The sequence below is a fragment of the Kribbella sp. CCNWLW201 genome (genome assembly GCF_037203805.1).
GTDB lineage: Bacteria > Actinomycetota > Actinomycetes > Propionibacteriales > Kribbellaceae > Kribbella.
This window is the reverse complement of the sequence record NZ_JBBCBQ010000003.1, coordinates 557331-577144: the sequence shown is the minus strand read 5'-3', so window position 1 is coordinate 577144 and position 19814 is coordinate 557331. Positions and strand designations below refer to the sequence as shown.

Here is a 19814-nt window from a genome sequence, read left to right as displayed (position 1 = left end):
GGGTGGCAAGCGGGCTCTGCGGGGACCGGATGCGGTGGACGTAAAGTCGCCGTGAAGTCCCCGGAGGGCCGATTGACCACCCTTCCATATTTGATGTTTGATCAAATATCGGAGGAGAGAGGTCGATATGAGGTTGAGGCGTTCCGCCGTCGCCCTGATGGCGGTCCTGGGGCTCGCCCTGGTCAGTGCATGCAACAACTCCGGCAACGAGGGCCAGGGCCAGGACTCGGGCCTTCAGAAGGTCAGCTATCTGACCTCGTTCAACACCTTCGGTCGTGAGGCATACGCGTACGTCGCCCTGGAGAAGGGCTATTTCAAGGACGCCGGCTTCGACGTCACCATCAACCCGGGCTCCGGCACGGTCGACGTGATGAAACTGGTCGCCGGCGGCCAGGCCGACTACGGCATCGGCGACTTCACCGCCACCGTGATCACCCTGGGCAAGCAGAAGCTGCCGATCACCACGGTCGGGATGATCCACCAGCGGTCGATGGCCGCGATCGTCGCGCTCGAGGGCGGCAAGATCAGCAAGCCGCAGGACCTGGTCGGCAAGCGGATCGGTGACCAGCCCGGGTCGACCAACACGGTGATGTTCCCGGTCTACGCCAAGGCGGTCGGTATCGACCCCGAATCGGTCACCTTCGTGCCGTCGCCGCCGCCGGCGCTGCCGCAGTTGCTCGCGTCGGGGAAGGTGGACGGCATCGGCCAGTTCGTGGTCGGCGTACCGCTGGTGGAGAAGGCGGCGAAGAAGAAGGCGATCGTCCTCCCGTACCGCGACAAGCTGCCGGACCTGTACGGCAACGCGATCATCACCCGGTCCGACCTGGCCAAGGAGCACCCGGACCAGGTGAAGAAGTTCACCAGCGCGCTGCTCAAGGGCCTGCAGGACACGTACGACGACCCGGCCGGTGCGGCCGCGATCCTGAAGAAGTATGTGCCGCAGACCGACCTCGAGGTAGCCACCGACGAGTTGAAGCGGATGCAGGAGTACATCAAGCCGGATGACTTCAAGGGTGAGCTGGGTGCGGTCGACCCGACCCGGGTGCAGAAGATCATCAGCATCCTGGACGCCGCGGGAGCGATCGAGCCGAAGGGTTCGGTCAAGCCGGAAGACGTCGTCACCGTCGACCTCGCCCCGAAGGGCTAGGTCGCTTCCTCGATGATCCGGCTGGACAAGGTAGGGCAGGTCTTCGATGGACGCGAGGGCCCGGTCACGGCCCTCGCGGAGATCGACCTGCACGTCCAGCCGAACGAGTTCGTCACGCTGATCGGCCGGTCCGGGTGTGGCAAGTCCACCCTGCTCCGGCTGATCGCCGGACTGCTGCCGCCGACGTCCGGCACGGTCACGGTGGCCGGGGAACCGGTCACCGGGCCGCGCCGGGACGTGTCGTTCATGTTCCAGCGGCCGGCCCTGCTGCCGTGGCGGTCGGTGCTGTCCAACGTGATGCTGCCGGTCGAGATCGATGGTGGCTCAGGTGATCGGGCGGCGTACCGGGACAAGGCTCACGAGTTGCTCGACCTGGTCGGCTTGAAGGGGTTCGAGCGGCGGCTGCCGCACGAGCTGTCCGGCGGGATGCAGCAGCGGGTGTCGCTGTGCCGCTCGCTGATCCGCGACCCGCAGGTGATGTTGATGGACGAGCCGTTCTCCGCGCTCGACGCGCTCACCCGGACCGAGCTGTCCGAGGAGCTCCAGCGGATCAAGATGGAGCTGTCCACCACGATCGTGTTCGTCACCCACTCGATCGAGGAGGCCGTCGTACTGGCCGACCGGGTGGTCGTGCTGACCCCGCGGCCGGGCCGGTTGCGCGAGGTCGTCGACATCGACATCCCGCGGCCGCGCAGCCTCGGCCAGAATGCGCACCTGACCGAGGTCGCGCAGATCAGCGGGCTGCTGCACGGCCTGCTCGCGGAGAAAGAGTCTCGCCCGGTCGACGAGGTGCGGCCGTGAAGAAGCGTTCCTGGCTCACCACGTCGCCGACCGCGGCGGTGCTGCTGCCGATCCTCGGCCTGGCCGGCGCGATCGCGCTCTGGTGGCTGGCCACGATCGTCTTCTCGATCGAGTCCTACCTGCTGCCGACGCCGTACGACGTGGTGGTGAAGTTCTTCGACGATCCGGCGTACCTGCTGAAGGAGACCGGGACGTCGTTCCTGGAGACGGTCGAGGGCTTCCTGCTCGCGATCGTGCTCGGGGTGCCGATCGCGCTGCTGATCGTCCGCTCGGTGATCCTGGAGCGGCTGGTCTATCCGCTGCTGCTGATGGTGAACGCGATCCCGAAGATCGCGATCGCGCCGCTGCTGGTGGTCTGGATGGGCTTCGGCCAGTGGCCGAAGGTCGTGATGGTGCTGCTGGTGTGCTTCTTCCCGATCGTGATCTCGACCGCGCAGGGGATGAAGTCGACCCCGGTCGAGCTGGTCGAGCTGCTCCGGTCGCTGAACGCGAGCCGGGCGCAGGAGTTCTTCAAGCTCCGGCTGCGGTACGCGATGCCGCAGATCTTCACCGGGCTGAAGGTGGCGATCTCGCTGGCCGTGATCGGTTCGGTGATCGCCGAGTTCGTCGGCGCCACCCAGGGCCTGGGCTACGTGATCCAGCAGTCAGGCGCGAGTGCCGACACCGCGCTGGCGTTCGCCGCGATCACGCTGCTCAGCATCATGAGCATCATCTTGTTCTACGGCCTGGTCCTGCTGGAGTACCTGTTCCTGCCCTGGGCACAGGAGACGCGGTGACCGCCCAAGCTTCCGATGCCGACCGGCGGGTGCTGGTCCGTCCCGCCTGGCTGGAGGCCACTGTCTCGGCCGTGTTCAGCGCCCTCGGCTTCGACCCGAGTGACTCGGCCAAGATCGCTGCCGCCCTCGTGGAGGCGGACTTACGCGGAGTAAGTTCGCACGGCGTCATGCTCGTCCCGATGTACGTCGAGCGCCTCAACGCCGGCGGTGTCACCCGGGAACGCGAGCTCGACATCCTCTTCGACGCCGGCGCCGCGCTGGTCGTGGACGCGCGCGGCGGGATGGGCCAACTGTCCAGCCCACAGGCGATGGGACACGCGATCGAGCGGGCCGGGCGGTACGGGATCGGACTGGTGTCGGTCCGCAACGCGCACCACTTCGGCGCGGCGAGCCGGTGGGCCATGCAGGCCGGCGACGCAGGCTGCGTCGGGGTCGCGATGTCCAACACCACACCGCTGATGCCTGCTCCCGGCGGGGCCGAGCGGATCGTCGGCAACAACCCGCTGGCGATCGCGGTCCCGACCTCGGCCGGCGTGGAGATCGTGCTCGACATGGCCCTGTCGGCTGTTGCCCTGGGCAAGATTCGGCTGGCGGCGTCGGCCGGACGGCCGATCCCGGACACCTGGGCGACCGACCCGTCCGGCACCCCGACCACCGACGCCGAGGAAGCGGTCCTCGGGATGCTGCTGCCGGCCGCCGGGCACAAGGGCTTCGGGCTGGCGCTGATGATCGACGTACTGACCGGCGTGCTGAGCGGCGGCGGCTGGGGCGACCAGGTGCGGCCGCTGTACCGCGAACCGGACCGGCCGAACGACTGCGCGCACCTGTTTCTGGCGATCGACCCGGAACTCCTCGGCGGGGTCGAGAACTTCCGGCGCCGGTCGTCCGGGCTGGCCGCGCGCGTTCGCGGCAGCGCGACCGCACCGGGAGTGAGCCGGCTGTATCTGCCGGGGGAGATCGAGGCGGAACGGGCAGCACATCAGCGGCGGGACGGCGTACTGATCGAGAGGTCGGGGCTGGACGGTCTGCTGGCAGCCGCACGGGCGGTCGGTGCCGTCGTTCCGGCGGGAGGGGTGCTCGACTGATGGCGAAGACACAGGTTTCGACGACCCAGGTGCACAGCCCGAACGGGGTGTTCTCACAGGCCACCACGATCGAGGCGACCGGGCGGCTGGTGTTCGTCTCCGGGATGACCGCGCGCCGTCCGGACGGCAGCATCGCCGGCGTCGGCGACATCCGGGAGCAGACCCGGCAGGTGTGCGAGAACGTGCAGGCCGCGGTCCGCGCGGCCGGCGGCACGCTCGCGGATGTCTGCCGGGTGGATGTGTACGTGCGGAACATGGAGGACTTCGCCAAGATCCACGAGATCCGGGCGCAGTACTTCGAGGAGCCGTTGCCCGCCTCGACCATGGTCGAGGTCAGCAAGCTTGCGGATCCTGACTATCTGATCGAGATCAGCGCGATCGCGGTGGTCTCATGACCGGGGGTGATCTTGTGCGTGGCGTCGAGTGGACCTGAGATGCGGTACGTGACGGTGGAGCACGCCGGCCGGGAACGGCCCGGCGTGCTCCACGGGGATTCGGTTTCGTTGCTCTCGGCACCCGATCTGACCGCGGTGATCACGTCTCCGGTGTCGATTGTCGACAAAATCCCTTACAGTGAAGGGATTCTGCGGCCGCCGTTGCGACGGTTCCGCCGGGACATCCTGTGCACCGGGTGGAACTACTGGGACCACTTCGAGGAGAGTCGCGGCAAGCGTGAGGGCCAGGACGTGGAACGGCCCGAGCACCCGACGTTCTTCACCAAAGGGCCGGACGTGGTGATCGGCCCGTACGACGACATCGCGTGGGACCCGGCCATCTCGGCCAAGTGGGACTACGAGGCGGAGTTGGCGCTGGTGATCGGCAAGACGGGTCGCAACATCCCGGCCGACGAGGCGTTGGACTACGTCTGGGGTTACACGTTGGCCAATGACGTGTCGCAGCGGGACCTGCAGCGAGCGCACGGTGGGCAGTGGCTGAAAGGCAAGAGCATCGACAACACCATGCCGCTCGGTCCGTGGATCGTGACTGCCGACGAGCTCGGTGACCCGCAGGACGTGCGGCTGCAGTGCCTGGTCAACGGTGAGGTACGGCAGGACGCCTCCACCAAGCAGATGGCCTTTGACATCGCCACGCTGATCAGCGAGCTGTCCTTCGGCATGACACTGCGCCCTGGCGACCTGCTGCTGACGGGCACTCCTGCTGGCATCGGCAACGCCCGGGAGCCGCAGGTGTTCCTGCAGGAGGGCGATGTGGTCATCACCCGCGCCGACAAGATCGGTGAGCTCCGCAACAAGGTGGCTCGAGCATGAACGGCAATTTGGAGCTGCTACCAGGCGGTGGCCGGGGAGGGCGTCGTACCCTCGCTGAGCACGCTGCGGCCGAGCTGCACCAGCTCATCCTGTCCGGCGAGCTTCCCAGCGGTACGCCGCTGCGCTTGGTCGAACTGGCGAGTCGGCTGGAGATGAGTCAGATGCCGGTTCGGGAAGGGCTCCGGCGGCTCGAGGCACTCGGACTGGTCGAGATCATCCCGCACCGCGGTGCGTGGGTCCGTGACCTGTCGCTGGACGACCTGCGGGACACCCACGAGACCAGGCTGGCTCTTGAGAGCCTCGCCGTACGGGCTGCTGCGGCGCAGTTCAGCGAGGGCGATCTGGAGAAGGCAGCGGCTGCACTGGCCGAACACCTTCGGCTGTCGCGGGCCGAAGACTCGGTGGGTGCTCGGCAGGCGCATGCGGACTTCCACTTCGCCATCTACCGCGCCGGTGGGTCGCAGTGGCTCGCCCGGGCAATCGAGCCGGTGTGGCAGAACAGTGAGCGCTATCGCTTCGGCAGCCGGCCGACCGCCTTCCTGATCGAGCGAAACCGTGCGGAGCACCAGGCCATCCTGGACGCGTGTGTCGCGCGCGACCCGGACGCTGCTGAGCAGGCACTACGCAACCACCTTGCTGGCGCGTTCCAGCGGATCACCGAGACCATGACGAGACGGGCCGAGGGGGAGCAGCACGGCCCGTCGAAACAGAAGGAGACGTCATGAAGGTGAGCTTCGACGCGACCGGTGAGGTCGTGGTGATCACAGGAGGCGCGCAGGGGATCGGAGCGGCGCTGGCGCAGGCGGTGACGGCCTGCGGCGGTACTGCGGTGGTGTTCGACGTGGTGAAGCCCTTGGCCGCTGGTGTTGAGTTCGTCGAGGTGGACGTGGCGGACCGGGACGCTGTGGAAGTCGCTGTCTCGGAGGTCCTCAAGCGCTACGGCCGGATCGACGGACTGGTCGCAGGAGCTGCTGTGCAGCCTCGGTCGCCGGTGCTGACGATCGACGCGGCCGAGTGGACCAGGACGCTGCAAGTGAATCTCGACGGCGTGGTGTGGGTGTGTCAGGCCGTCGTACCGCACATGGTGGCGCGGCGGTCCGGATCGGTGATCGTGTTCACGTCGGGCCTGGCTGGTACCGGGTTCGCCGGTGCGGCGGCGTACGCGTCGAGTAAGGCTGCTCTGGTCGCTTTCGCGAAGTCACTGGCCGCCGAGGTAGCAGAGCACCGAGTGCGTGTGAACGTGGTCGCGCCGGGGGTGATCGACACCGAGCAGTTCCGAGGAGCGAACGCCGGTGCGGACCGGGAGCACTGGCAGGACACCATAGGTATCGGCGACCCCGAGGACGTGGTCGGTCCGTTGCTGTACCTGCTGTCCGACGCGGCCGCGATGACTGGGTCAGTGCTGACCCGTGAGCGGGCCTTCGCCAAGCTAGCGACCTTTACGGAGTGATGAGTGACTGCTGACCAGCTGCCCGTCGCCGTAGTGGGTGCCGGGCCGATCGGGCTGACGACGGCACTCGGTCTGGCGCACTACGGCGTGCCGTACGTGCTGCTCGAGGAGGACGCCGTCCTGTCCTCTGACACCAAGGCCGGTACGACGCTGAGCCGCACACTGGAGATCTGGAACCGGTACGGCGCGGTGGACGAGATCCTGGCGGCCGCACTGCGGATCGACGAGATCGGTGACATCGACCGGGCCACGAATACGCCGCGGGCCTCGGTCCGGCTGGCCGAACTGGTCAACGACACCCAGTTCCCGTTCGTGATCAACCTGCCGCAGCAGAAGATGGAGCCGATCCTCGCGGCCGCGCTGAAGCAGCCCGTGTTGACTCAGCATCGGTTGCAGTCGTTCGACGTACGGGACGACCGGGTTGTGCTGCAGGTGGAGACGCCGGACGGGCCGCGTGTGATCGAGGCGTCGCATCTGCTCGCGTGTGACGGCGGCCGGAGCAGGGTGCGTGACGCACTCGGTGTGACTGTGGTGGGGGAGACCCTGCCGGAGCGGTACATGCTGATCGACGTCGTGGTCGACCTGGACGTCGACAACGCGCGTGACTACCCGTACCTGGCGTACTTCGCGGACCGGTCCGAGTGGATGGTGCTGATCCGGCAGCCGGACAACTGGCGGTTCCTGTTCCCGCTCGGCCCGGGGGCCGAGCCGCCGGGGGACGAGGACCTGCTGGTGAAGGTGAAGCAGTTCATCGGCGAGGTGGACCGGATCGAGCTGCTCGGCTCGGTTGTCTACAACGTGCACCACCGGGTCGCGGACCAGTGGTCGGTGGACCGCAAGGTGTTCCTGATGGGTGACGCGGCCCACCTGATCACGCCGATGTGGGCACTGGGCCTGAACACGGGCGCACTGGACGCGTCGAACCTGCCCTGGCGGCTGGCCTGGGTACTGCGGGGCTGGGCGGACGAGACGCTGCTGGACGGCTACGAGCAAGAGCAGCGGCCGGTGGCGGTGAACGGGTCCGGTGAGATGGCCGAAGCGGCTCGCAAGTACATGTCCCACCAACGGGGTGCGGTGACTGCGTCGGGCAGTGACTGGGCGACGGCGTACACGCGGACTCTGCTGAGTGTGCGGTTGGACGTGGCCGGCGAGGGAGACTGGTCGATGGTGGCAACCACTGCCGAACCACCGACCGTCCGAGCTGGTGACCGGTCGCCGGATCTCCAGTTGCAGGGCCCGACCGGTCGAGTGACGATCCACGAGCTGTGCCGGCACTCGTTCGTCGCGCTCTACTTCACCGACGTACGACGGAGGCCGGACATCCCGGTCAACGACTCTCCTGCGTTGAAGCACTACGCCATCTCCCGGTGGGACGCTCCGCACGACTCCGGTCTGCGTGACCGAGCCCTGTTCGACCCGGGAAGCGTTGCCACGAACAGGTACGGCGTACCACCGGAGACCGTCGTACTGGTTCGGCCGGACGGTCACATCGCCGCTGTGGCGCCACTGCGGGCTGGTGTGGCGGAGGAGCTGTACTCGGGGATCACTGGCCGGCCTGTACCCCGGGAGGGCTGAAATGACTTCCTTTGACGAGTCGCTGCGCGAGGTGCTGCTGCAGACGGAGGACATGGAGTGGGTGGAGAAGTCCCTGGCCGGGCTGTCCCACAAGATGCTGTGGCGTGACCCGGTGACCGAGGCATCGATAGCACTGGTGCGGTTCGAGAAGGGGTCTGGGATCCCGTCGGAGCACAAGCACGCCTCGAACCAGTTCATGTTCTGCCTGTCCGGGCGGTACGTGTACCTGCCGACCGGGACGACGCTGACCAAGGGCAGCTTCTACTGGAACCCCAAGGGGGTCGTGCACGGGCCGACGCTCGCCGAGGAGACGTCTGTCCTGCTGGAGGTGTACGACGGGCCGCACTACCCCGAGCGGCCGTCGTTCTACGACAACGACGAGGACGCCCGCTGACATGGCTGGTTGGGACGTCCACACTCACCTGATACCGCCGACTGTGTTGTCGGCGGCGCACAGGGGTGAGTTCGGGCTGTCCGTCGAGAGCGGCTCGCTGGTTGTGGACGGACAGCGGCTGCCTTTACGGCGCCTCGCTGACCCAGCTGCGCTGCTGCACTGGGTTGCTGAGCAGGAGTTGGACGGTGCTGTGGTGTCCGTACCGCCCGCACTGTTCCGGTACGACGCCGGCGTCGAGTGGGCCGAGTTGGTGAACCAAGGGCTCCGTGAGCTCGCTACACCTCAGTTGCGCGTGCTGGGCCAGCTACCACTGCTCGACCCAGCCGCACCGGCCGTTGCCGCGTCTCTCGCTCGCGAGGGCGTCTTCAGCGGCTTTGCTCTCGGTACGCCGAGCTACGAAGGGCTGGACGCGGTGTGGCAGGTGCTGCACTCGCTTGAGGCCTTCACGCTGATCCACCCGGGCCACAGTGACGACAAGCGGCTTGAGTCGTTCTACTTGACGAATCTGCTGGGGAATCCGTACGAGACCGGACTGGCCGCAGCCAGCCTCGTTTTCGCGGATGTGCCGGGGCGGTTCCCGGGGATCCGATTCTGCTTGTGCCATGGGGGTGGTGTGACGGCGGCGTTGGCCGGCCGGTGGCAGCGGGGGATCGACACGGCCCGTCCTGGGATCGAACCGCCTTCGCTCTCGGTGGCGGACGCGTTGCGCCGGTTCTACGTCGACGATCTGGTGCACGACGACGCCGTACTGGAGTTGCTCGGCTCGACGTTCGGGGCTGATCGCGTGCTGGCCGGCAGCGACTGGCCGTTCCCGATGGGCAGCGACTCCGTGTCCGGTGCGCGGGCCGTGGCGGCCGGTGAGCTGACGGCACCGCTGGCCAAGGAGGTCGTCGTCCCGTGAGACGCAGCCTTTGTCAGGACCTAGCTGTGATCAGATATCAAATGTGGATGAACGGGGTGGAGAGATGATTTCGCGCACGGGGGAAATGCTGCGCAGTCATGGGCCGGGTGAGCAGTTGAAGGCCGAAGAGCTCGAGGTGGTTGCCGGTCCGGGCGAGACGCTGGTCGAGATGCGGTTGGCTGCGGTCACTCAGGCTGACCGGTCGGTGCTTGCCGGCAAGCAGCCCACACAGCCCTTCGTTCCGGGATCCGAGGGTGCCGGCGTTGTGGTGGCTTCGTCTGTTCTCGAGGCCGGGACGCCGGTGGTGATCCGCGGTGAGGGAGTCGGTGTGACCGGGCCCGGCCTCTGGGGTCGGTACGCCGTCGTGCCGGACGCCGCCGTACATCGTCTGCCGGCCGAACTGGATCCTGCTGCCGCCCTGGCGTTGCTGACGCCCGCTCTCACGGCACATACCGCGGTACGACGGGTTGCCGGCGTATTGGAAGGCGAGACTGTCGTGATCACCGGGATCACCAGTCTGCTCGGCCGGCTGTGTGCCGCTGTGGCTCGATCGGCCGGTGCGGGGAAGGTGATCGGGCTGGCGCGGCTTGGTGAGCCCGTCGACGCGGCGACCGCGTTGGTCGACCAGATCGTGCGAGTGGACGAGCTGGGTCAGATCGGACGCGAGTTGCCTTGGTGTGACGCGGCGATCGACACCGTGGGTGGTCCAGTGACCAGTGGGGTGCTTGGACACATCACTCCGGGCGGGCGGGTCGCCGTACTGGGTTACAAGGCTGGTGAGTTCACCACCATCGACCTGCATCAGTTGATCGGGCGGGACCTGCGGGTGCTGCCGGTCAATCTGCAGCGAACAGTCATCGAGCCCAGTGCTGTCAGCCAGGCGCTGGCTGACGTGGCGCCTGCCCGGTTGCGCCCGGATGGCGAGGTGATACCTGCCGACCGGGTCGGTGACGCTCTTGATCGGAGCGCTGCCGATGGCCGGGTTTTCCTTGATCTGACGGCGTTCTAGCGCCGCTGCCGTTCTGGGGTGCCGGACTAGACCAATCAGGGCCGCACAAGTATCCGCTAGGCAATCTGTTGTCGAAGCGCCCCAGTTCACCTACTGCCCGCTACGGTTACCTCCCAGAGTTGTGCAGTGGAGGAGAGAGGCAGCCCGCACCCTATGACCCGACGACTCGAGCTCACGCCCGGGGGACCTACCGGCCGTCGCACTCTCGCCGAGGAGGCTGCGGCCGAACTGCACGAACTCATCCTGTCCGGTGAACTTCCGAGTGGTACGGCGCTCCGCCTCGAGGAACTCGCCAAGCGGCTGGACATGAGCCAGATGCCGATCCGCGAAGGGCTGCGGCGGATGCAGGCACTCGGGCTGGTCGAGATCGTGCCGCACAAGGGGGCCTGGGTCCGCGAGCTGTCGTTGGAAGACCTGCGCGACACCCACCAGACCCGGCTGGCGCTGGAGTCCCTCGCCGTACGGGCCGCTGCTACACGCTTCTCCGACTCGGACGCCACCCTTGCCAGGGCCGCGTTGGCAGAGCACGTCCGGCTCTCGAAGGCCGGCGACAACATCGCCTCCCGGCAGGCGCACACCGAGTTCCACTTCGCCATCTACCGGGCCGGCGGGTCACGCTGGCTGCCGCGCGCGATCGAACCCGTGTGGCAGAACAGCGAGCGCTACCGCTTCGGCTCCCGCCAGACCAAGGCGCGGATCGAGCAGACCCGGCGGGAGCACCAGGCGATCCTCGACGCTTGTGTCGCCCACGACGAAGCCGGTGCGGAAGCCGCACTGCGCGAACACCTCGAGGGCGCGATGCAGCGCATCACGGAAACGATGGAGCGTCGCTACCAGAAGAGCTGAGCACCTCGAAACGATCGGTGTCCCAGCCACTCTCGTCGAAGATCGCCCGGAGCAGGAGCGAGTCTCCACGTCTGCCGTACGTCGTGACCAGTTCGGGGATGTCCGTCGTACCCAGGCCGTCGTAGTACTGGTCTAAAGCCTTGCGACGCCTCATCGCGGATGCACCGGAGATCTCCTGCAACACAGTGCTGTCGTCGCAGCCGACAACGAGGCCGGACCCCACCTTCTCCCCGGGTAGCAGCTGCTGGACGTGTTGGTGGCCTGCCTGCACGTCCTGCGCTCGGAGCCTTGCTCCCAAGGCGTGACACGGCTGCAGTTGCACAGCTTTTGAGATGGCTATGTGGTCCGGGTGCCCGGTGAGTCCATCTCTGCCGACGGTGAGCACCAACTGCGGTTCGACTTCGCTGATGGCCCTCTCGACTGCCTCTGCGACCTCACCGAGCTCAGCACTCGCCAGAGTCCGCGGTCCACTTCGGCCACCGTCGTCGACCCACCGGTCCTTTGTACTCAGCCAGTCCCACTCGTCGATGCCCAGCAAGTCGCAGGACGCTTGGAGCTTGTCCGCTGCGTCACCGATCCCTCGTGTGGCAACACGCAGTACGACGCGCCACCCCGCATCACTCAGCACTGCGGTAGCGGCACCGGTGGCGAACACCTCGTCGTCGGGGTGCGCGTGTACTACGAGGGCAGTGCGCACTCAGTCAGCCAGTCGGGCCGGGAAACCACCTGTCGCGACCGGACCCCAGCGCTCGGGGGTGATGCGGATCAGGCACTTGCCTTGCGTACGCATGGCCTCGCGGTACTCGTCCCAGTCCGGGTGCTCGCCTGAGATCGACCGGTAGTAGTCCACCAGTGGTTCCACTGCATCCGGGAGCTGGATCACCTCGCCACTACCGTCCACCTGCACCCACGGTCCGTTCCAGTCGTCCGACAGCACCACGACACTGGTCCGCGGGTCCCGCTCCACGTTGGTGCTCTTGGCCCGCTCCGGGTACGACGAGATGACGATGCGGCCCTCGGGATCGACACCACCCGACACCGGCGACGCCTGCGGCGTACCGTCCGCACGAGTGGTGATCAGCAGCATGTGGTGACGCGGCCGCACGAACTCCAGCAGCTCGTCGACCCCGACCTTGGTGTTGGTGGCAATAGTCCTCGGCATGACTCCACCCTATGCAGTCCGTCAGGCGGTCTTGGGGTGCAGGTCGGCTGGGGTGAGGAGCTGCTCCAGCTCGTCGTCGGTGAGCTGGTTGATGAGGGCCTTCAGACGTTGTGCCTGTGGGGTCGTGGGGAGCGCACCTTCGAGCAGATCGGGGAGGCAGAGCTCGTAGCCGGCGCGGGCTCGCGGCGAGTACCTGTGCCTGGTCCGGGCGACGGCGGAGGAGACGCGGATGGCGTGCTCGTTGCCCGGTGGTACGCCAGGGCGGTCGGTCTCGCGGGCGGCGAACCGGAAGCCGTTGGCCTGGTCGCACCTCGCACAGCCGGTCGGTCCGGCGCCGAGGCCGGAGCCGCAGTCGGGACAGGTCAGCTGCTTGAGCGCGCCGTCCACGACCCGCCAATCGAACTCGGAGGTGTCCTGCAGGACGACCTCGGCCAGCTCGCGTTCATCCGCCGTACCGGCTGTGATCCCGGACTCGGCACAGAAGTGCTGCCAGGCCTCGTCGATACTGTCCTCGACCTGCCGGAGCGCGGCGATCAGCCGCGGATGATCGACCCGTCGCATACCGTGACTCTAGATCTTCCGGTGACTGTGGACGACCGGATTGACATGTTCGAACAGGTGTTCGAACATGGATTCATGACGGGGCGATCCGCAGTAGATCGAGCGCGACCAGGGGTCACGGCGCTGGACCAGGCGCGGATGCTGCTCGCCCGGGCCAAGGCCCAGAAGGCCGCCCGCCTCCGCGACCTGGAAGAAGCCGCCCTCTCCGCCCCAGAGTCCACCGTGGACGCCTCTGACACCCGCCACCACACCACGCCCACCGAGGACCTCGACCACACTGCTGGCGGCTCTGCTCGCGTCCCCACCCACCCCAGCTCTACCGACAGCTTCGCCCACCGCAGCCCTACAGCTGCTTCCACCAGGTTCGGCTCACTCCACGCCGCCGACTCTGCCCACCTCGATCCCGCTGACGACGGCTCTGCCGGTGTTCCCGCCCGCCTGGGTCTTGCTGCTGACTCGGGGGAGCTCGGCTCTGTGGTGACAGCAGGGCCTGTGGGGCTGAGACGGCTGGTGCCGGCGCCTCGGACCACCGAGGTGCGGCTGCAGCAGGCGTTGGACACCGCGAGTGTGGATCGGGTGCTCCCCACACTCCCCGCGGTCTCCGAGCTGCTGGCCGGACCAGGGCTGCGAGGCGGGTCGGCGTACTCCGTGCGTGGTTCGTCCGCGTTGGTGATGGCGATGATGGCCGGCCCGTCCGCGGAGGGTGCGTGGTGCGGGGTGGTCGGGCTGCCATCGTTCGGTGCGGAGGCGGCGAGATCACTCGGCGTGGACCTCGAACGCCTGGTCCTGGTGCCGGATCCGGAGCACGACTGGCTCAACGTCGTCGCCGCGCTGGTCGACGCTCTGACGGTGGTGGTCGTCCGTCCGCCGGGTGAGGTGACACCGGGGGAGGCGTCCCGGCTCGCCGCACGCCTGCGGACCCGGGGTGCGGTGCTGATCGCGGTCGGTTCCTGGCCGGGGAGCGAGGCGCGTCTGGAGGTGGAGAGCAACATCTGGACCGGCTTGGGGTCCGGCGAAGGCATGCTCGCCGCCAGACAGGCGACGGTCGTGGTGACGGGCCGGCGCGCCGCCGTACGCCAACGGAAGCATCAGCTCTGGCTCCCCGGGCCCGACGGCACCGTCCGCTCGGTCGAATCGGCTGATCCACTTCGCTCGGTCGATCCGCTCGGCTCCGTTGATCCGCTCGGTGAGGGAGCTCCTCGCTGGCAGGACGAGGCGGTGGGCTGATGGGTCGTGGACTGACACGCACGATGGTGATCTGGGTGCCCGACTGGCCGGTGGTGGCGACCGGACGCTCTCCGGACGAGCCCATCGCCATCCTGGAGAAGGGCAAGGTGCTCGCCACCTCCGCCGCGGCCCGGGCCGGAGGGGTGCGCCGCGGTCTGCGTGCCCGGGACGCGCAGTCGCGCTGCCCGGAGCTCGTCGTACTGAAATACGACCCGGTGCTCGACGCCCGCGCGTTCGACCCGGTGATCGGCTGCCTGGAGGCACTCATTCCCGGTGTCCAGATGATCCGTCCGGGGATGTGCGCGTTGAAGGCACGCGGGCCGACCCGGTTCTACGGCAGTGAGTCCGCGGCGGCGGAGAAGCTTCTCGACCGGCTCGAGACGTTCGACGTACCGGGGAGCCGGGTGGGCATCGCCGACGGTCCGTTCGCGGCCGAGCAGGCGGCCCGGTCGAGTTCGGCCCAGACGCGGATCCTGGTCGTCCCGCCGGGGGAGTCCGCGGAGTTCCTGGCGCCGTTCAGTGTCGACACGCTCGAGCAGCCGACCCTCGCCGATCTGCTCCGCCGGCTCGGGCTGCGATCGCTGGGTGCGTTCGCGCGGTTGTCTCCCACCGAGGTGCTGACCCGGTTCGGCCCTGACGGCGCCTTCGCCCACCGGCTCGCCTGCGGGTACGACGATCGCCCGGTGGTCGGCCGCGAGGTCCCGCCGGAGCTCGTCCGCACGCTCGACTTCGAGCCGGCCGTGGACCGGGTCGACCAGGTCGCCTTCGCGGTCCGGTCGGTCGCCGACGAACTGATCGCCCGGCTGACCGAGCTCGGCCTGGTGTGTACGACGCTGCGGGTCGAGGCCGGCACCGAGTCCGGCCGGATCCACGAGCGGGAGTGGTTGCATCCACGCTGGTTCACCGCGGCCGACCTGGTGGATCGGGTCCGCTGGCAATTGCAGGGGAGCGGTACGGCGACCAGCGAGCTGACGTCACCCGTCGTACGGCTCCGGCTCATACCCGAACAGGTCGACCCGGTCGGCGCGCATGTCGACGGACTGTGGGGAGGCGGGCCGGACGAGCGGATCCACCGGGCACTCTCGCGGGTCCAGAGCATGCTCGGTCACGGTGCCGTCGCGTCGGTGGTGATCGGCGGCGGTCGCGGGTCCGCCGAACGGCAGACCCTGATCCCGTGGGGCGACCCCCCGGTGCCGGCCCATCCGGCGGATCAACCGTGGCCAGGCGCGATCACTTCCGCCGACCCAACCCGCTGGCCCACCCTCGCACCAACCACCATCTTCCCCGAACCCCTACCCGCCCAAGTCCTCGCCGAAGACGGCACCCAAGTCTCCGTAACCGCCCGAGGCACCCTCTCCGCCACCCCCACCACCTTCCGCCTAACCCCCACCCCCAACCCAGGTCCCGCCCCGGACCACAGCCCTACCTCCGGCTCCGGCCCCAACCTCAGCCCTGGCTCCGGTCCCGGTCCCGGCTCTGGCTACGGCTTCAGCCCGGGCTACGGCCTCAGCCCGGGCTACGGTCCCGACTCTGGCTCCGACCACGGTTCTGGCTTCGGCTCCGGCGTCAACACGGGCAACGGTCTGGGCCCCGGCGCGGGGACTCGAGTTGCTGATGGCAACGACCTCTACCTCATCACTGCCTGGGCCGGCCCTTGGCTGGTCGACGAACGCTGGTGGGACCCTCGCACCGAATCCCGTCGTGCCTGCTTCCAATTCACCACCGCCGACACCCGCGCCTGGCTCTTCACCCTCCACCAAACCACCTGGCAAGCCGAAGCCACCTACGACTAACCACCCACGGGGCCCGCCGTCGCGGAACGAGCTCACCATGCTCGCGACCCCGGTCGTTCGCGACGAAGACCGCGGTGAGCTCGGGTACCTCGGCCAGCCGGCGACCGGCGCAATCTCCGTCGCGGCAAAACTCCGTTGCATTCGATGGTGAGAATGGTGTCCTCCCGCGCCGACCTCCGGACGCGGACCAAGACTTCTGCCGAGGACGATATGACAGACAGCGGGAAGGCCGTGCTGGTGACCGGCGGCAACAAGGGCATCGGTTTCGAGGTGGCCCGGCAGTTGGCTCAACTGAATCACCGGGTGGTGATCGGGTCGCGCAACGACGGGCGCGGCCGGGTAGCGGCAGAGAAACTCCAGTCCGAGGGTGTAGAGGCGTCGTACGTCGTCCTGGATGTCAGCAACCCGGACAGCGTCGCCACCGCGATCCACCAGATCGACCAGCAGTACGGACGGCTCGACGTACTCGTCAACAACGCCGCCATCGCCCAGCCCGACGGCCCGCCGAGCCAGGTGGCTGTGGACGTCCTCAGACGGACCTATGAGACCAATGTGTTCGGCCTGGTCGCCGTGACGCAGGCGGCGCTCCCGTTGCTGCGCAGAGCTGAGGCCGGACGGATCGTGAACCTGTCGTCCGGGGCTGGCTCGCTGGCGGTGACCAGCCGACCGGATTGGCGACCGGAGTGGAACGGTCTGGCGTACAACACGTCGAAGTCGGCGGTGAACGCGGTGACTGTCGCGTTCGCGAGTGAGCTGCGGGAGACGCCGATCAAGGTCAACGCGGTCAACCCCGGCTACACCAGGACCGACATGTCACCTGGCGCCGACCGGCCGGTGGAACACGGCGCTGCCGTCGTCGTCCGGTACGCGACTCTCCCCGCTGACGGCCCCTCCGGCGGCTTCTTCGACGAGAACGGCCCGATCCCCTGGTAGATCAGTAGCAGGGCCAGTCGGAGATCGCTTGTGATGTGCCCAGGAGCACGGAGGTCTCCGGCGGAAGCGACTCGGCTGCCAACGCCATCGCGGTGAGCCTCAGGTGGCCCTCGAGTACGACGAGCGGTTGGCCTTCGCTCGCTCGTACACAGATGATCGGTTGCCAGCGGAGCCCGTTCCGGAAGGCTTCGGCGGCAGCGAGGAACTGGTCGGTCGGCATGTGACCGAAGACCAGGCCGCCGCCGAGGATGAACGGTACGGCGTTGGTCGGCCGACGAGTGCCGCCACTCAGCGCGTTCCAGTAGCTGTAGTCGATGTAGCGCACGCCGAGCAGCTCGGATGGTGACAGCAGTACGTGCTGCCACCTGACATCGCTGGGAAAGCCCTCAAACAGCTCTCGATCCTGGCCATAGCCCCGGAAGTCGCCCAGAATCCGACGTCTTGCCTCGTTCTCCGAGGCCCCGGACAGGTTGGGTTCAGTGAGAAGCGTCGCCGGGTGACCGTGTCTGGTCAGGACCCGCGCAAGCTCCGGCCCGAACCGTTCCGAGTCCAGCTCGCCGGCGAGAAAGCCGGCAATCATTTCGGCCTCTGAACCTTCCCGAGCCATCCGCACGCACCCCATCCTGCCCAACGGGGCAGCGATCCCCCGAATTGTCGGTGCTGGGGGTGAGAATGGCGCGATGGAGGAACCAGCGCAGTACGGGCCGCATCGATGGTCGGCCGGGTATCACGGTGCGAATGACAGCTTTCGCGGATCGACGTTCATGGTGGCGGACCTGCGCGGCACGCGGTTCGTCGACTGCGACCTGACCGGGGCCAAGATCGTCGACGGATGCCTGATCGACGTCGACATCTCGGGATACGTCAGCAACCTGGTCGTGAACGGGATCGACGTCACCGAGTACGTCGACGCCGAGCTCGACCGCCGCCATCCGGAGCGGGTGCAGTTGCGGAACATCCAGAACGCCGATGATTTCCGGGCGATGTGGGCCACGACCGAACGGCTGTGGTCGGAGCTGACCGCCCGCGCCGAGCGGCTGCCCGAGCCCGCCCGCCACGAGCGGGTCGCCGACGAGTGGTCCTTCGTCGAGACGGTGCGCCACCTCGTCTTCATCACCGACTCCTGGGTGAGCCGCACGATCCTCGACCAGGAGCGACCGTTCCACCCACTCGCCCTACCGCAGACCGCTTACGCTCCCGCGGATGCCGCGGCGCTGGGCATGGACCTCGACGCCAAGCCGTCGTACGACGAGGTCCTCGCAGCACGCGCAGACCGGGTAGCGGTCGTGCACAGCGTCCTCGACGCCCTGACCGATGCCGAACTCGGCCGCCCCTGCCTGCGGTCGCCCGCCCCCGGATACCCAGAGGGAGAACGCCCGGTTGGCGAATGCCTCGGAGTACTGATGGAAGAGGAATGCGAGCACTACCGCTTCGCCGCTCGCGACCTCACCACCCTGGAGTCCCGCTGACAGTCCTCAGGGGGCGACGACGGTGAGGGTGACGGTGGCTCCCACGGGAAGCATTGTGCCGGGCACGGGGGAGACGGCCATGATGTAGTCCGGGTCGTAGCCGGGCGACTTGATGGTTTGAACCTTGGGGGTCAGACCCAGCTTGCGGAGTGCAGCGATGTACTTCGCGCTGGTGGGGGCCCGGCCGTCCTCTCCGATGGTGCGGAACGCCGGTACGCCGACGCGGTCCGAGACGATCGTGATCTGTTCGAGGAGGCGGTCGACCTCGTCGGCGCTCGTGGACGACTGCGCCCGGAACGATGCATCGAGGGACGGAATGAACACCGTGCCGGAACAGACTTCGACCTGGTCGAGCGGCCCGGTGGTGCAGCTCGTGCGTTGACGTTCGGCCGGTACGCCGTCGATCTCGAAGGTCTCGTCGGCGCGGAAATCGAAGATCGCGGGCTTACCACTCGCCAGCTCCACACTCTCGACGCCGCTGGGCCGCGGCATCAGGCAAAGGAGACGGGCGCCAAGGTCGTAAATGACCGTGTCGGCCTGCGGCGTCCCACAGTGCTCCTTGTTCGTGGCCCATTCCTTGGGTACGGCGATCGCCGCGTGACCCACGCCGACCAGACGGACATCTGCAGGTACGACGCCTGGACTGGTGGACGCGACCGGTGGGGGAGTGTCCTCGGAACCCGTGCCGGGTCGGACGAGCAGAGCGGTTCCGCCGGCCGCAGCCACGACGGCGACCGAGGCGGCGATGGAAAGCGCCACGGTGCGACGCCGACGTACGCGAGCAACACGGGCGTACATCGCGTCGATCGGCGGCGGCCCGACATCGGTCTGGTCTCCGGCGCGTTCGAGCAATTCGGTCAGCTTGGATTCGATCATCGTGTTCCCCGCAGTTCTGCCAAGTTCGGGTCCTGGGCGAGGGCCTTCACGGCTCTGGACAGACGGCTCTTCACGGTGCCGGCGGCGACGTCGAGCACGGCGGCCATCTGCTGTTCGCTCAGGTGGGCGTAGTACCGCAGGACCACCGCGGTGCGTTGGTCGCTGGGTAGTCGGTCGAGGGCACGCATGACGGCGTCGGTGTCGTCGATGCCGGTGGTCGGATCGAGGCCGGAGTGTTCGGGCAGAGTCGCCGTCGGCTTCTCACCCGTCCAGCGGCGGCGCCGTCCGGAGAGGAAGATGTTGATCAGAACCCGATGAACGTAGGCGTCGCGATCATCGGCCGCCCGCACCTTGGCCCACTTGATCAGACACCGTTCCAGGGTGGTCTGGACGAGGTCCTCAGCCTCGGCATGCGTGCACCCCAAGAGCACAGCGGACCGCACCAGCCCGGGCCACCGCGCCGCCACATACTCACTGAAGTCATCCCTACTCATGCCCACCCGCTCTCCCCGATGCCCTCACCCTAAAGACACGCCGACCC

At 67.9% G+C, this 19814-nt stretch carries 23 protein-coding genes; 17 read left to right on the top strand and 6 right to left on the bottom strand.

All coding sequences use genetic code 11. The features are described 5' to 3' along the window. Positions 1 to 127 precede the first annotated feature (127 nt). From V9K99_RS18180 to V9K99_RS18120, 13 genes are all read left to right on the top strand, one after another. Positions 128 to 1147 carry an ABC transporter substrate-binding protein gene (locus V9K99_RS18180; RefSeq protein WP_336999625.1) on the top strand — a complete coding sequence of 340 codons (1020 nt, stop codon included), beginning with the start codon at positions 128 to 130 and terminating at the stop codon, positions 1145 to 1147. Positions 1148 to 1159: 12 nt separating this feature from the next. Further along, a complete protein-coding gene (locus V9K99_RS18175; protein ID WP_336999627.1) occupies positions 1160 to 1948 on the top strand; it encodes an ABC transporter ATP-binding protein in 789 nt (262 codons plus the stop codon). Further along, positions 1945 to 2724: an ABC transporter permease gene (locus V9K99_RS18170; RefSeq protein ID WP_336999629.1), complete on the top strand. Its 780-nt coding sequence runs from the start codon at positions 1945 to 1947 to the stop codon at positions 2722 to 2724. Before V9K99_RS18175 ends, V9K99_RS18170 begins: the two co-directional genes overlap by 4 nt. Continuing rightward, positions 2721 to 3809 carry an Ldh family oxidoreductase gene (locus V9K99_RS18165; RefSeq protein ID WP_336999631.1) on the top strand — a complete coding sequence of 363 codons (1089 nt, stop codon included), beginning with the start codon at positions 2721 to 2723 and terminating at the stop codon, positions 3807 to 3809. Before V9K99_RS18170 ends, V9K99_RS18165 begins: the two co-directional genes overlap by 4 nt. After that, the gene (locus V9K99_RS18160; protein WP_336999633.1) at positions 3809 to 4204 is read left to right on the top strand and encodes a RidA family protein; all 396 of its coding nucleotides are present in this window, start codon (positions 3809 to 3811) and stop codon (positions 4202 to 4204) included. Before V9K99_RS18165 ends, V9K99_RS18160 begins: the two co-directional genes overlap by 1 nt. Positions 4205 to 4243: 39 nt before the next feature. Further along, a complete protein-coding gene (locus V9K99_RS18155; RefSeq protein ID WP_336999635.1) occupies positions 4244 to 5077 on the top strand; it encodes a fumarylacetoacetate hydrolase family protein in 834 nt (277 codons plus the stop codon). Beyond that, on the top strand, positions 5074 to 5802 hold the full coding sequence (locus V9K99_RS18150; protein WP_336999637.1) for a GntR family transcriptional regulator: 729 nt from the start codon (positions 5074 to 5076) through the stop codon (positions 5800 to 5802). The genes V9K99_RS18155 and V9K99_RS18150 overlap by 4 nt, the downstream gene beginning before the upstream one ends. After that, the gene (locus V9K99_RS18145) at positions 5799 to 6527 is read left to right on the top strand and encodes an SDR family NAD(P)-dependent oxidoreductase (RefSeq protein WP_336999639.1); all 729 of its coding nucleotides are present in this window, start codon (positions 5799 to 5801) and stop codon (positions 6525 to 6527) included. The genes V9K99_RS18150 and V9K99_RS18145 overlap by 4 nt, the downstream gene beginning before the upstream one ends. 3 nt (positions 6528 to 6530) lie before the next feature. Further along, complete coding sequence (locus tag V9K99_RS18140; protein WP_336999640.1) at positions 6531 to 8102, top strand: FAD-dependent monooxygenase; 1572 nt, start codon at positions 6531 to 6533, stop codon at positions 8100 to 8102. A 1-nt stretch (position 8103) separates the two neighbouring features. Beyond that, positions 8104 to 8496, top strand: a complete 393-nt coding sequence (locus V9K99_RS18135) for a cupin domain-containing protein (RefSeq protein ID WP_336999642.1) — start codon at positions 8104 to 8106, stop codon at positions 8494 to 8496. A gap of 1 nt (position 8497) precedes the next feature. After that, positions 8498 to 9397, top strand: coding sequence for an amidohydrolase family protein (locus V9K99_RS18130; protein ID WP_336999644.1), 900 nt, complete (start codon positions 8498 to 8500; stop codon positions 9395 to 9397). A gap of 64 nt (positions 9398 to 9461) precedes the next feature. Further along, positions 9462 to 10406 carry a zinc-binding alcohol dehydrogenase family protein gene (locus tag V9K99_RS18125; protein ID WP_336999646.1) on the top strand — a complete coding sequence of 315 codons (945 nt, stop codon included), beginning with the start codon at positions 9462 to 9464 and terminating at the stop codon, positions 10404 to 10406. A gap of 153 nt (positions 10407 to 10559) precedes the next feature. Then, entirely contained in the window at positions 10560 to 11252 is a 693-nt protein-coding gene (locus V9K99_RS18120; RefSeq protein WP_336999648.1) for a GntR family transcriptional regulator, read from the top strand. On the opposite strand, the gene V9K99_RS18115 is transcribed toward V9K99_RS18120, so the two are convergent. The 3 genes from V9K99_RS18115 to V9K99_RS18105 are packed head-to-tail and all read right to left on the bottom strand — an operon-like array spanning position 11215 to position 12975. Then, complete coding sequence (locus V9K99_RS18115) at positions 11215 to 11949, bottom strand: PIG-L family deacetylase (protein WP_336999650.1); 735 nt, start codon at positions 11947 to 11949, stop codon at positions 11215 to 11217. The genes V9K99_RS18120 and V9K99_RS18115 overlap by 38 nt on opposite strands. Continuing rightward, positions 11950 to 12414, bottom strand: coding sequence for a PPOX class F420-dependent oxidoreductase (locus V9K99_RS18110; RefSeq protein ID WP_336999652.1), 465 nt, complete (start codon positions 12412 to 12414; stop codon positions 11950 to 11952). It lies immediately after the preceding gene. A 21-nt stretch (positions 12415 to 12435) separates the two neighbouring features. Further along, positions 12436 to 12975, bottom strand: a complete 540-nt coding sequence (locus V9K99_RS18105; protein WP_336999653.1) for a hypothetical protein — start codon at positions 12973 to 12975, stop codon at positions 12436 to 12438. A 75-nt stretch (positions 12976 to 13050) separates the two neighbouring features. On the opposite strand from V9K99_RS18105, the gene V9K99_RS18100 reads away from it, so the two are divergent. From V9K99_RS18100 to V9K99_RS18090, 3 genes are all read left to right on the top strand, one after another. After that, positions 13051 to 14202 carry a hypothetical protein gene (locus tag V9K99_RS18100; RefSeq protein ID WP_336999655.1) on the top strand — a complete coding sequence of 384 codons (1152 nt, stop codon included), beginning with the start codon at positions 13051 to 13053 and terminating at the stop codon, positions 14200 to 14202. Continuing rightward, on the top strand, positions 14202 to 15995 hold the full coding sequence (locus V9K99_RS18095; RefSeq protein WP_336999657.1) for a DNA polymerase Y family protein: 1794 nt from the start codon (positions 14202 to 14204) through the stop codon (positions 15993 to 15995). Before V9K99_RS18100 ends, V9K99_RS18095 begins: the two co-directional genes overlap by 1 nt. A 210-nt stretch (positions 15996 to 16205) precedes the next feature. Continuing rightward, the gene (locus tag V9K99_RS18090) at positions 16206 to 16928 is read left to right on the top strand and encodes an SDR family oxidoreductase (RefSeq protein ID WP_336999659.1); all 723 of its coding nucleotides are present in this window, start codon (positions 16206 to 16208) and stop codon (positions 16926 to 16928) included. A gap of 1 nt (position 16929) precedes the next feature. Here the strand turns inward: V9K99_RS18090 and V9K99_RS18085 are convergent, their stop codons facing one another. Beyond that, positions 16930 to 17508, bottom strand: a complete 579-nt coding sequence (locus V9K99_RS18085; protein WP_336999661.1) for a hypothetical protein — start codon at positions 17506 to 17508, stop codon at positions 16930 to 16932. A 100-nt stretch (positions 17509 to 17608) separates the two neighbouring features. On the opposite strand from V9K99_RS18085, the gene V9K99_RS18080 reads away from it, so the two are divergent. Beyond that, entirely contained in the window at positions 17609 to 18397 is a 789-nt protein-coding gene (locus V9K99_RS18080) for a DinB family protein (RefSeq protein ID WP_336999663.1), read from the top strand. A 6-nt stretch (positions 18398 to 18403) separates the two neighbouring features. Here the strand turns inward: V9K99_RS18080 and V9K99_RS18075 are convergent, their stop codons facing one another. Next, positions 18404 to 19273, bottom strand: coding sequence for a PASTA domain-containing protein (locus V9K99_RS18075; protein WP_336999665.1), 870 nt, complete (start codon positions 19271 to 19273; stop codon positions 18404 to 18406). Then, positions 19270 to 19767, bottom strand: a complete 498-nt coding sequence (locus V9K99_RS18070; RefSeq protein WP_336999667.1) for a SigE family RNA polymerase sigma factor — start codon at positions 19765 to 19767, stop codon at positions 19270 to 19272. The genes V9K99_RS18075 and V9K99_RS18070 overlap by 4 nt, the downstream gene beginning before the upstream one ends. Between the last annotated feature and the right edge of the window lie 47 nt (positions 19768 to 19814).

Excerpts from the sequence above, each read along its gene's own strand:
- V9K99_RS18180 (WP_336999625.1), top strand. The coding sequence starts at position 128 with ATGAGGTTGAGGCGTTCCGCCGTCGCCCTGATGGCGGTCCTGGGGCTC.
- V9K99_RS18175 (WP_336999627.1), top strand. The coding sequence starts at position 1,160 with ATGATCCGGCTGGACAAGGTAGGGCAGGTCTTCGATGGACGCGAGGGC.
- V9K99_RS18160 (WP_336999633.1), top strand. The coding sequence starts at position 3,809 with ATGGCGAAGACACAGGTTTCGACGACCCAGGTGCACAGCCCGAACGGG.
- V9K99_RS18155 (WP_336999635.1), top strand. The coding sequence starts at position 4,244 with ATGCGGTACGTGACGGTGGAGCACGCCGGCCGGGAACGGCCCGGCGTG.
- V9K99_RS18150 (WP_336999637.1), top strand. The coding sequence starts at position 5,074 with ATGAACGGCAATTTGGAGCTGCTACCAGGCGGTGGCCGGGGAGGGCGT.
- V9K99_RS18145 (WP_336999639.1), top strand. The coding sequence starts at position 5,799 with ATGAAGGTGAGCTTCGACGCGACCGGTGAGGTCGTGGTGATCACAGGA.
- V9K99_RS18135 (WP_336999642.1), top strand. The coding sequence starts at position 8,104 with ATGACTTCCTTTGACGAGTCGCTGCGCGAGGTGCTGCTGCAGACGGAG.
- V9K99_RS18130 (WP_336999644.1), top strand. The coding sequence starts at position 8,498 with ATGGCTGGTTGGGACGTCCACACTCACCTGATACCGCCGACTGTGTTG.
- V9K99_RS18125 (WP_336999646.1), top strand. The coding sequence starts at position 9,462 with ATGATTTCGCGCACGGGGGAAATGCTGCGCAGTCATGGGCCGGGTGAG.
- V9K99_RS18120 (WP_336999648.1), top strand. The coding sequence starts at position 10,560 with ATGACCCGACGACTCGAGCTCACGCCCGGGGGACCTACCGGCCGTCGC.
- V9K99_RS18110 (WP_336999652.1), bottom strand. The coding sequence starts at position 12,414 with ATGCCGAGGACTATTGCCACCAACACCAAGGTCGGGGTCGACGAGCTG.
- V9K99_RS18105 (WP_336999653.1), bottom strand. The coding sequence starts at position 12,975 with ATGCGACGGGTCGATCATCCGCGGCTGATCGCCGCGCTCCGGCAGGTC.
- V9K99_RS18100 (WP_336999655.1), top strand. The coding sequence starts at position 13,051 with ATGACGGGGCGATCCGCAGTAGATCGAGCGCGACCAGGGGTCACGGCG.
- V9K99_RS18095 (WP_336999657.1), top strand. The coding sequence starts at position 14,202 with ATGGGTCGTGGACTGACACGCACGATGGTGATCTGGGTGCCCGACTGG.
- V9K99_RS18090 (WP_336999659.1), top strand. The coding sequence starts at position 16,206 with ATGACAGACAGCGGGAAGGCCGTGCTGGTGACCGGCGGCAACAAGGGC.
- V9K99_RS18085 (WP_336999661.1), bottom strand. The coding sequence starts at position 17,508 with ATGATTGCCGGCTTTCTCGCCGGCGAGCTGGACTCGGAACGGTTCGGG.
- V9K99_RS18080 (WP_336999663.1), top strand. The coding sequence starts at position 17,609 with ATGGAGGAACCAGCGCAGTACGGGCCGCATCGATGGTCGGCCGGGTAT.
- V9K99_RS18075 (WP_336999665.1), bottom strand. The coding sequence starts at position 19,273 with ATGATCGAATCCAAGCTGACCGAATTGCTCGAACGCGCCGGAGACCAG.
- V9K99_RS18070 (WP_336999667.1), bottom strand. The coding sequence starts at position 19,767 with ATGAGTAGGGATGACTTCAGTGAGTATGTGGCGGCGCGGTGGCCCGGG.